Origin of the sequence: Methylobacterium sp. E-046 (assembly GCF_022829625.1) — a bacterium.
In the GTDB taxonomy this organism is placed as follows: domain Bacteria; phylum Pseudomonadota; class Alphaproteobacteria; order Rhizobiales; family Beijerinckiaceae; genus Methylobacterium; species Methylobacterium longum.
This window is the reverse complement of sequence record NZ_JAKSYP010000190.1, coordinates 21474-30719: the sequence shown is the minus strand read 5'-3', so window position 1 is coordinate 30719 and position 9246 is coordinate 21474. Positions and strand designations below refer to the sequence as shown.

Here is a 9246-nt window from a genome sequence, read left to right as displayed (position 1 = left end):
TCCAGCACCTCGCCGGCATGAAGGACTCGAAGGTCATCGTCGCCATCAACAAGGACGAGGACGCACCGATCTTCCAGGTCGCCGATTACGGCCTCGTCGGCGACCTGTTCCAGGTCGTGCCAGAACTCCAGGCCGAGATCGGCAAGGCCAAGGGTCAGTAAGCGGCAAATCGGGCGCGGCAGGCGGTCTGCGGCCGCGCCCTCCTGACGGCGGCGCGACCGTCGCCGTCAGGAGCCGGCCAGCGGGTTCCTTCCGCGCTGAAGATTGGTCTAGAAGGCGGCAACGGCAGGTCTACGCGACCGTTGCCGCATTGGCGCAGTCCGTCGATCCGGGCGGCCGTGCATCGGCATCCGTATTGGGGGCACAGGTCGGCAGATGGAAATGGTGATCAAGAGGATCGGCATCATCGGTGCGGGCCAGATGGGTAGCGGCATCGCGCAGGTCTGCGCCGCGGCCGGCCTGGACGTCCTGCTGAACGACCGCGACCCGGCGCGCCTCGAGAACGGCCTGAGCACGATCGAGGGGGGGTTCGCCCGCTTGGTCTCCAAGGGCTCCATGACGGAGAGCGAGAGCGCGGAAGCACGGTCCCGGATCCTGCCGGCCCGGGATTACACGGCCCTCAACCCAGCCGATCTGGTGATCGAGGCCGCGACCGAGAACGAGGCGACGAAACGCGAGATCTTCTCGACCCTGTGCGCGTCGCTCCGCCCGGAGACCCTCGTCGCCACCAACACCTCGTCGATCTCCATCACCCGGCTCGCCGCCGCGACGGATCGGCCGGAGAAGTTCATCGGCATCCACTTCATGAACCCGGTGCCGGTGATGCAGCTCGTCGAGCTCATCCGCGGCATCGCCACGGAGGACACCACCTACGAGGCGGCCAAGGTCTTCATCGCCAAGCTCGGCAAGACGTCGACGATGTCGGAGGATTTTCCCGCCTTCATCGTCAATCGCATCCTGCTGCCGATGATCAACGAGGCGATCTACACGCTCTACGAGGGCGTCGGATCGGTTGAATCCATCGATACCGCGATGAAGCTGGGTGCGAATCACCCGATGGGCCCGCTGCAGCTCGCCGACTTCATCGGCCTCGATACCTGCCTGTCGGTGATGCAGGTACTCTATGAAGGTCTGGCCGACTCGAAGTACCGACCCTGCCCGCTGCTCGTAAAGTACGTCGAGGCCGGCTGGCTCGGCCGCAAGGCCAAGCGCGGCTTCTACGATTACCGGGGGCCGACGCCGATACCGACGCGCTGAGAAGCGCGGCAGGCTATCAGCCCCCTCGCCTCTCTGTCCGTCGCTGGGGGCACGAAGCGTGTGCCGCTAACCCTGTGAGGGTTACTTCGCCGCCCCACCATTCACGCCCGGCTGGGCGGGTTGCGGGTAGGAGGGATTGCCGCCCGGTACGCCGGTGCTGTTCGACGGCGACGATCCGCTCGACTGGCCGTTCACCGATCCGGTGACTTCGCGCCGCGACGCATCCTGGCTCTGGCTGGCGTAGTCCTTGGGCGAGTTGGCGCCGTTCCACGTCAGCAGGCCCACGGTGGCGATCGCCAGAAGGACGAGGCTCGCCACCAGCACCCAAAGCACGGGCTTGCCACGCTCGCCCTGCCGGCTCTCCTGCGGGTTCATTTTCTCGACCATTTGAAAACACCTCTCGGCGATACGCAGCACGCGAGAGTGCGGCCTGCGACACGATTCCGTTACCGGCCGCCAACGCGGCGCCGACGAGAGGGGTTCCTGTCGTGGGCCGGGTTACAGCCCGGTGGTGAGCAGGATCTTGCCGAGGTGTGCGCTCGTCTCCATCAGCGCGTGAGCCTTGCCGGCTTCCTCCAGCGGGAAGGTCGTGTGCGTTACGGACCGGATGCGGCCCGCGTCGAGTTCAGGCCAGACGTCCTTGCGCAGACCCTCGGCGATCGCCGCCTTGTCGGCCCGGGAGCGGGGTCGCAGGGTCGAGCCCGTGAAGGTCAGGCGGTTGCGCATGATCGGCGTGATATTCAGGCCATCGACCTTGTAGCCGCCCATTAGGGCGATCATCACCAAGCGCCCGTCCGGGGCGAGGGACTTGATGTTTCGCGCGAGGTAGCTCGCGCCGATCATGTCGAGGATCACGTCGACGCCGCGCCCGTCGGTCAGACGCTTCACCTCCTCGGCAAAATCGGCCTGCTTGTAATCGATCGCCGCGTCCGCCCCGAGATGTTCGCAGAACCGGCACTTTTCGGCGGAGCCCGCGGTGGCGAACACCGTCGCGCCGAACAGCTTCGCCATCTGGATCGCGGTGGCGCCGATGCCGCTCGAACCGCCATGCACCAGAAAGCGCTCGCCGCGGGCGAGGTGGCCGCGCTGAATGACGTTCGAGTAGACCGTGAAGAAGGTCTCGGGCAGCCCCGCCGCGTCGACCAGTGAGAACGCTTTCGGCCGCTTCAAGCAGAGCGCCGCCTCGGCCACCGCGTACTCGGCGTAGCCGCCGCTGATCACGAGCGCGCATACCTCGTCACCGAGGGAGAGGCCCGTGACGCCCTCGCCGAGGCCGACGACACGACCCGCGACTTCGAGCCCCGGAATTTCGGTGGCACCGGGCGGCGGCGGGTAGACGCCGGCCCGCTGCGCCACGTCGGGCCGGTTCACGCCTGCCGCGACGACCGCGATCAGAACCTGGCCTGCCGCCGGCTTCGGCAGGGGTGCGCTTTCGAGGGTGATCACCTCCGGCCCGCCCGAACCCGTGAAGCGAACTTGGCGCATGGTCTCGGGCAGGTCGGTACTAACCATCGTTCGGTCCTTCACGCGCGCGTCGTCCGGGCCGCGCGGAAAATCCGCGGCCCGGCTCTACTTGCCTCAGCAGTCGCGCTTGGCAAGCCGCACGGCGCTCAGCGTGCCGCCGCGCTCACGGCGGCCGGCATCACGATTTGACCCTGTGCGAGGCCCTTCGGCCAGATCGCGACCTGCTTGCCGTCCTGCCATTGCGCCATGAGGCCGGTGATGAAACCTTGCCCGTACCGGATCGAGTGCGTGAACGGGTCGTCCTTCCCGTAAAATTGCGTGCGGCCGACCGTCCCCTCCCAGTCGGTCTTCTCGAGGGCGTCGACGAGCTTGTCGGCGTCCGTGGAGCCCGCCCGCTTCACCGCGTCGGCGGCGTAGTAGACCTGATCGTAAGCCATGTAGCCCGCGTAGGATGGGTCACTCCCGAACCGTTTCTTGAATGCCTCGCTGAAGGCGAGCGACTTGCTCGTGATGGCGGCACCCGGCACCGCGATGCTCTGGAAGATCACGCCCTGCGTGGCGCCGTTGGTGTTCGACCAGAAGGTCGAGGAGGTCGCCTGCGAATTCATGCCGGTCATGGCAAGCGGCACCTTCTGGTTCTGCCACTGCACGGTCGGCTGCACGCCGACATGCGAGATGCCGGTAACGATCAGATCCGGCTTGGCCGCCTCGATCTTGTTGTAGATCGGCGTGAAGTCACCCGTATCCGGCGAGAAGCGGATGTGATCGACGACCTTCACGCCGATCTCGGGCAGGCACTTCTCGTATCCTACGTCGAGGGGCCGGGTCCAAGCCGCGTCCTCGCTCATGATCGCCGCCGTCTTCACCTTCATCAGGTCGATGAGCAGATCCTTGGTGGAATCGCAGATCGACTGAGCGAGCGCCGCGGAGGTCAGGTAGCCGTGGAAGGTGTACTTGTTGCGCGCGTAATCCTTGTGGACCGCGAGGCTGATCTCGTTCGAGGCCGCGCCCGGCGTGATCATCGGCGTCTTGAGCCGGGCCGCCCAGGGCATCAGCGCCAGCACGACCTCCGAGATGTAGCTGGCGATGACGAGATTGACCTTGTCCTCGGAGACCGCCCGCTGGAAGGCCCGGACCGCGTCGGAGGCGGAGGACTTGTCGTCGTAGGAGACGACCTGGATCTGGCGCCCGTCGATGCCGCCCTGAGCGTTGATCTCGTCGGCGGCGAGCTGCACGGCCTGCGGGATCGAGGCACCGACCACGGACTGCGCCTCGGCGATCACGCCGATCTTGATCGGGTCGGCGGCGCGCGCCGGCCCTGCCCCGATCATTCCGGCGACGGCCAGCAGGGCTGCGGCCCGGCCCGAAACGCTTCGATCCCGTGTCATCGGTTTCCTCCTGCGGACCGCGCGGCTTTTGGCGCCGGGTCGGCTTCACCGATGGATTGTGCAACGGTCCGTCGCTTGAATACAATGTGCAGTAGCGTGAAACGGCCACGAATGTTCGTTCAATCCGCGACACGCCGGTAGATCAGGCTGAGATTGTTCGCCGGCATGACGATGCGACGGGAAAGGACGAGTCCGTGCTTGGCCGCTTCGGCGGAGACGCGCTCGCGGTCGCGGACGCCCCAGTCCGGGTTCCGCGCGCGCAGGGATGCGTCGAAGGCGGCGTTGCTGTCCGCGTTGTGCCGGCCAGCCTCGCGGAACGGGCCGTAGAGGAGGAGGACGCCATCCTCCGGCAGGGCCGATCCGGCACCCGCCATCAGGCCCTCCGTGGCGGTCCAGGGTGCGATGTGGATCATGTTGATGCAGACGATCGCGGCCACGCCGGCGACCGGCCAATCGCCCCCGGCCGCGTCGAGATCGAGAGGCGCGGCGACGTTGGCGACAGCGGCCCGGCGCGCATGAGCCGCGACGCTGCGCCGGGCCGCCGGATCGGGATCGCTCGGCAGCCAAGTCAGGCCCGGCAGCGCCGCCGCGAAGTGCACGGCATGTTCGCCGGATCCGCTGGCGATCTCCAGGACGCGTCCGGTTTCCGGCAGTGCCGCACGAAGAACCTGCAGGATGGCGTCCCGATTGCGGGCGACCGCAGGCGCCACGAGGGCTTCGTCTTCCGCATTCCAGCCCAGCATGACGCTCCTCAGCGGATGGGTTCGGAGGCCGCGGCCGGTCTGTAACCGGCCGCCAATCCACGAACGAGCCAACCGCATATTGCGCTCAGGACGACCTTGCCATACCGGGTCGCGACAGGCGTTCACGCCTGTCCTGCGTGTCGCTCGTGCCGCATGGCACCATGCCGGGTTTCAAGCCGCGGAGGCCGGACCGCCGAAAGCAGCGCTCGCGAAGCGCTGGGTCCGGTTCCGGGTTCCGACAGTCGTCCAGGACATCGATCATCGTGCCTGACCAGCAAGCGAATCCGACGTTGCCCAAGGCCCCGACGGGCATCGAGGGCTTCGACGATCTGACCTATGGCGGGCTGCCGGCTGGGCGGCCGTCGCTCATCTGCGGCGCGGCGGGCTGCGGCAAGACATTGTTCGCCACGACCTTCCTGGTCAACGGCGCCACCCGCTTCGACGAGCCGGGCGTCTTCATGAGTTTCGAGGAGCGCGCCGACGATCTCGCCGCCAACGTGGCGTCGCTGGGCTACGACCTCGACGGTCTCGTGGCGGCGGGCAAGCTCGCCATCGACCACGTGCGCGTGGAGCGCAGCGAGATCGAGGAGACCGGCGAGTACGACCTCGAGGGCCTGTTCATCCGCCTGGGCTTCGCGGTGGACAGCATCGGCGCCAAGCGGGTGGTGCTCGACACGATCGAGACGCTGTTCGCCGGCTTCACCGACCCGTCTTTGCTGCGCGCCGAGCTGCGCCGCCTGTTCGGATGGATCAAGGAGCGCGGTCTCACGGCGGTCATCACGGGCGAGCGCGGCGAAGGTCAGCTCACCCGCCAGGGTCTCGAGGAGTATGTCTCCGACTGCGTGGTGCTTCTCGACAACCGGGTCGAGGATCAGATCACCACGAGGCGCCTGCGCGTGGTCAAGTACCGCGGCTCGTCGCACGGCACCAACGAATACCCGTTCCTCATCGATCACGAAGGCATCAGCGTCCTGCCAGTCACGTCGGCCGAACTGGACTACGCGGTGCCCGGCGGCGTCCTCTCGACCGGCATCGCCGGCCTGGACACGATGCTGGGGCCAGGCGGCTTCCACCGCGGCTCCAGCATCCTGATCTCCGGTCAGGCAGGCACGGGGAAGACCATGCTGGCCTCCTCGCTCGCCGACGCGGCCTGTCGGCGCGGCGAGCGCTGCTTGGTCTTCGCCTTCGAGGAAAGCGGCGATCAGATCATCCGGAATGCCCGTTCGCTGGGGCTCGATCTGGATCAGCATGTCGCGGCCGGGCGTTTGCGTTTCGAAGCCGCCCGGCCCAGCCTGTTCGGCCTGGAGACGCACCTCGCGCGCATGCACCGCGACCTCGACCAATTCCGACCGCAGGTGGTGGTGATCGACCCGATCTCGGCCCTGCGTGGCTCGGCCAGCATCTTGCAGGCGACGCTCCTGCGAATGATCGACCTGATCAAGGCCCGGGGCATCACGGCGGTCTTCACCACGCTGCGCGGTGACGGCTCCCTCATGCGAGACGACGATCTCGGCGTTTCGTCGCTGATGGATGCCTGGATCAAGCTGCAGAACCTGGAGGCCAACGGCGAACGCACGCGCACCCTCTACGTCATGAAGGCGCGGGGCATGAGCCACTCGAACCAGATTCGCGAGTTTCTCATGTCGACGGGCGGCATCCGGCTCGTGGATGCCTACATCGGTGCCGCGGGTGTTCTAACCGGAACGGCCCGCCTGATTCAGGAAACGCAGGAGAAGGCGGTCTCTGAGCTGCGCCTGCGCGAGACCGAGCGCAGCCTCCGGGACGTGGCGCGCCGGCGCTCGGCGATTGAGCGGCAGATCGAGGAGTTGCGGGCCGGTCTCGACGCGGCCCAGGACGAGGAGGAGCGGCTTCGCGCGGAGGACAGGCTGCGCGCGGCGCGGGTTGAGGCAGAGCGGCAGGAGTTGACCGCGCGACGGAGTGCTGCGGAATGAACGACATCACGCCGGACGAGCACTCCCCTGAGACGGATCCGGACCACGATCCGGGCCATTACCATCTGCGCCTCTACGTCGCCGGGCAGACCACGAAGTCCCTCGCGGCGATGACGAACCTCAAGCGTTTCTGCGAGCAGCATTTGGCCGGCCGCTACGATATCGAGGTCATCGACCTCATGGAGAATCCGCAGCTCGCCGTGGGGGATCAGATCCTCGCGATCCCAACCCTGGTGCGTCGCCTGCCCTCGCCGCTGAAGCGGATCATCGGCGACCTGTCGAATACCGAAAAGGTGCTGGTCGGCCTCGATATCCGCCCGAAGGCGGATCAGTCTTGAACGGGTCCAGGACGTCAACAACACCGGCGGACCATTACTGCCTCAGGCTGTTCGTCGCCGGAACGGTGCCGCGGTCGCTGCGCGTGGTCGAATCCCTGCGGCGGATCTGCGAGACCCACATGGCGGGCCGGTACGAGTTAGAAGTTGTCGACATCTACCAACAGCCCGATCTGGCCGAGCGCGACGGCATCCTGGCCGCACCGACACTGTTGAAGGTTTCCCCCCATCCCGAGCGCCGGATCTCAGGGGACCTCCTCGACGAGGGCCGTATCCTGCGCAGCCTCCAGATCGAACCCGTCGCGGAGACACGGTGATGAGTGTCGACGCGCTGCTGCCCGGCGACGAGCCAGGTCCGGAGGCCTATCGGACCCATATCCGGGAGCTCGAAGCGCGGCTCGAAGAGAGCGAGGAGACGCTCGCGGCCATCCGCCGGGGCGATTTCGACGCCGTGGTGGTGGAGGGACCGAACCACGAGCGGCTGGTCTACACGCTGGAGAATGCGGATCGCCCCTACCGGGTCCTCATCGAGCAGATCCAAGAAGGCGCCTTCACCCTCGGGACGGACGGCGCCCTGCTCTATTGCAACCGGCGGCTCGCCGACATGCTCGGGGAGCCGCAGGAGCGGTTGATCGGGCGCGCCCTGCGCGATTTCGTTCAGGGGGACACCGACCTCGATCACTTGGTGCGCAAGGCGATGATCAGCCCGGTGCGCGGAGAGGTGGAACTCCGGCGGGCGGCGGGAACGGAGAGCGCGACCTTCCTGTCCCTCAGCCGGTTCGAGCGTCAGGGCGACGAGCCCCTGCTTTGCGGCATCCTCTCAGACCTGACCGAACAGCGGCGCAACATGCGGGCGCTCGCCGAGGCACATGACCGGCTCCAGTCGGAGAGCGTCGAGCGGGAGCGCGTCGAGGAGGCCTTGCGCCAGTCGCAGAAGCTGGAGGCGGTGGGACAACTCACGGGTGGCGTCGCGCACGACTTCAACAACCTGCTGACCGTGATCAAGTCGTCGACTGACCTGCTCAAACGGCCCGATCTGTCCGAGGTGCGACGGCAGCGCTACGTCGAGGCGATCTCCGACACGGTGGATCGCGCCGCCAAGCTGACCGGGCAACTCCTCGCCTTCGCCCGCCGTCAGGCGCTCCGCCCCGAAGTCTTCGAGGTCGGCGCGTCGCTCCGGGCCGTCGCGGAAATGCTCGATTCGGTCACGGGCGCGCGCATCACTGTCGATGCGCAGATCCCCGACCAGCCCTGCCACATCCGGGCGGATCTCAGCCAGTTCGAGACCGCGCTCATCAACATGGCGGTCAACGCCCGCGACGCGATGGGCGGTGAAGGCACGCTGACCTTGCGGCTTCATGGCGGACGGCCGATGCCGGCCATCCGGGGTCATGCCGGCTCGCGGAGCACCTTCGCGGCCGTCTCGCTTTCCGACACCGGGATCGGGATCGCTCCCGAGGTGTTGCCGCGCATCTTCGAGCCTTTCTTCACCACCAAGGATATCGGCAAGGGGACCGGCCTGGGCCTGTCTCAGGTCTTCGGATTCGCGAAGCAGTCCGGCGGCGACGTCGACGTGTCGAGTGAGGCCGGTTCCGGCACAACCTTCACCCTCTACCTGCCGCAGGTCGAACACGGTCCCGAGAAGGCGGACGACGCACCGCGGGAGGAACGCGGGTCCGAAGGAGTCAGCCTGTGCGTCCTCGTGGTCGAGGACAACGTCGAGGTCGGACGGTTCGCGACGCAGATCCTAGAGGATCTCGGGCACCACACGGTGTGGGCGACGAATGCCGAGGATGCACTCGTCGAACTCGAACGCATCCCGTTCCGCTTCGACGCGGTGTTCTCCGACGTGGTCATGCCCGGGATGGGCGGCATCGCCCTCGCCCGGGAGTTGGAACAGCGCCTGCCCGGTCTGCCGGTTGTCCTGACCTCCGGCTACAGCCACGTGCTGGCGGAAGAGGGCGTCCACGGCTTCGACCTGATACAGAAACCCTACTCGGTCGAGCAGCTCTCGCAGGTGCTTCGCAAGTCCGTCGGGAAGAGGCGCAGGGCGGCCGGGAGGGCCAAGCTGTAGAGAGGCGGTTCCAGGCTCGGCTGTCCGGCCGGC

9 protein-coding genes and 1 pseudogene are annotated in these 9246 nt (G+C 67.2%); 6 read left to right on the top strand and 4 right to left on the bottom strand.

Going from position 1 to position 9246, the window contains the following annotated elements; all coding sequences use genetic code 11:
• Positions 1 to 161 (top strand): annotated as a pseudogene (locus tag MKK82_RS20390) (electron transfer flavoprotein subunit alpha/FixB family protein); the annotation flags it as partial.
• A gap of 214 nt (positions 162 to 375) precedes the next feature.
• A complete protein-coding gene (locus MKK82_RS20385; protein WP_238292708.1) occupies positions 376 to 1257 on the top strand; it encodes a 3-hydroxybutyryl-CoA dehydrogenase in 882 nt (293 codons plus the stop codon).
• Between the two features lie 81 nt (positions 1258 to 1338).
• On the opposite strand, the gene MKK82_RS20380 is transcribed toward MKK82_RS20385, so the two are convergent.
• The 4 genes from MKK82_RS20380 to MKK82_RS20365 all read right to left on the bottom strand — a co-directional run bounded on the left by MKK82_RS20380 (position 1339) and on the right by MKK82_RS20365 (position 4852).
• Positions 1339 to 1644 (bottom strand): hypothetical protein, encoded by a 306-nt coding sequence (locus MKK82_RS20380; RefSeq protein WP_238292705.1) that lies wholly within the window; start codon positions 1642 to 1644, stop codon positions 1339 to 1341.
• 111 nt (positions 1645 to 1755) lie between these two features.
• Complete coding sequence (locus MKK82_RS20375) at positions 1756 to 2769, bottom strand: NAD(P)H-quinone oxidoreductase (protein ID WP_243986596.1); 1014 nt, start codon at positions 2767 to 2769, stop codon at positions 1756 to 1758.
• 98 nt (positions 2770 to 2867) lie between these two features.
• Positions 2868 to 4109, bottom strand: coding sequence for an ABC transporter substrate-binding protein (locus tag MKK82_RS20370; protein ID WP_238292699.1), 1242 nt, complete (start codon positions 4107 to 4109; stop codon positions 2868 to 2870).
• Between the two features lie 119 nt (positions 4110 to 4228).
• Positions 4229 to 4852: a DUF938 domain-containing protein gene (locus MKK82_RS20365; protein ID WP_238292695.1), complete on the bottom strand. Its 624-nt coding sequence runs from the start codon at positions 4850 to 4852 to the stop codon at positions 4229 to 4231.
• Positions 4853 to 5115: 263 nt separating this feature from the next.
• Here MKK82_RS20365 and kaiC point away from each other — a divergent pair, with 263 nt between their 5' ends.
• Genes kaiC through MKK82_RS20345 form a run of 4 tightly spaced genes read left to right on the top strand, consistent with a single transcriptional unit; the run spans position 5116 to position 9213 of the window.
• A complete protein-coding gene (kaiC, locus tag MKK82_RS20360) occupies positions 5116 to 6804 on the top strand; it encodes a circadian clock protein KaiC (protein WP_238292692.1) in 1689 nt (562 codons plus the stop codon).
• Entirely contained in the window at positions 6801 to 7142 is a 342-nt protein-coding gene (locus MKK82_RS20355) for a circadian clock KaiB family protein (RefSeq protein ID WP_238292690.1), read from the top strand. Before kaiC ends, MKK82_RS20355 begins: the two co-directional genes overlap by 4 nt.
• A complete protein-coding gene (locus tag MKK82_RS20350) occupies positions 7139 to 7456 on the top strand; it encodes a circadian clock KaiB family protein (RefSeq protein ID WP_238292687.1) in 318 nt (105 codons plus the stop codon). The genes MKK82_RS20355 and MKK82_RS20350 overlap by 4 nt, the downstream gene beginning before the upstream one ends.
• Positions 7456 to 9213: an ATP-binding protein gene (locus MKK82_RS20345; RefSeq protein WP_238292685.1), complete on the top strand. Its 1758-nt coding sequence runs from the start codon at positions 7456 to 7458 to the stop codon at positions 9211 to 9213. The genes MKK82_RS20350 and MKK82_RS20345 overlap by 1 nt, the downstream gene beginning before the upstream one ends.
• Positions 9214 to 9246: the final 33 nt, after the last annotated feature.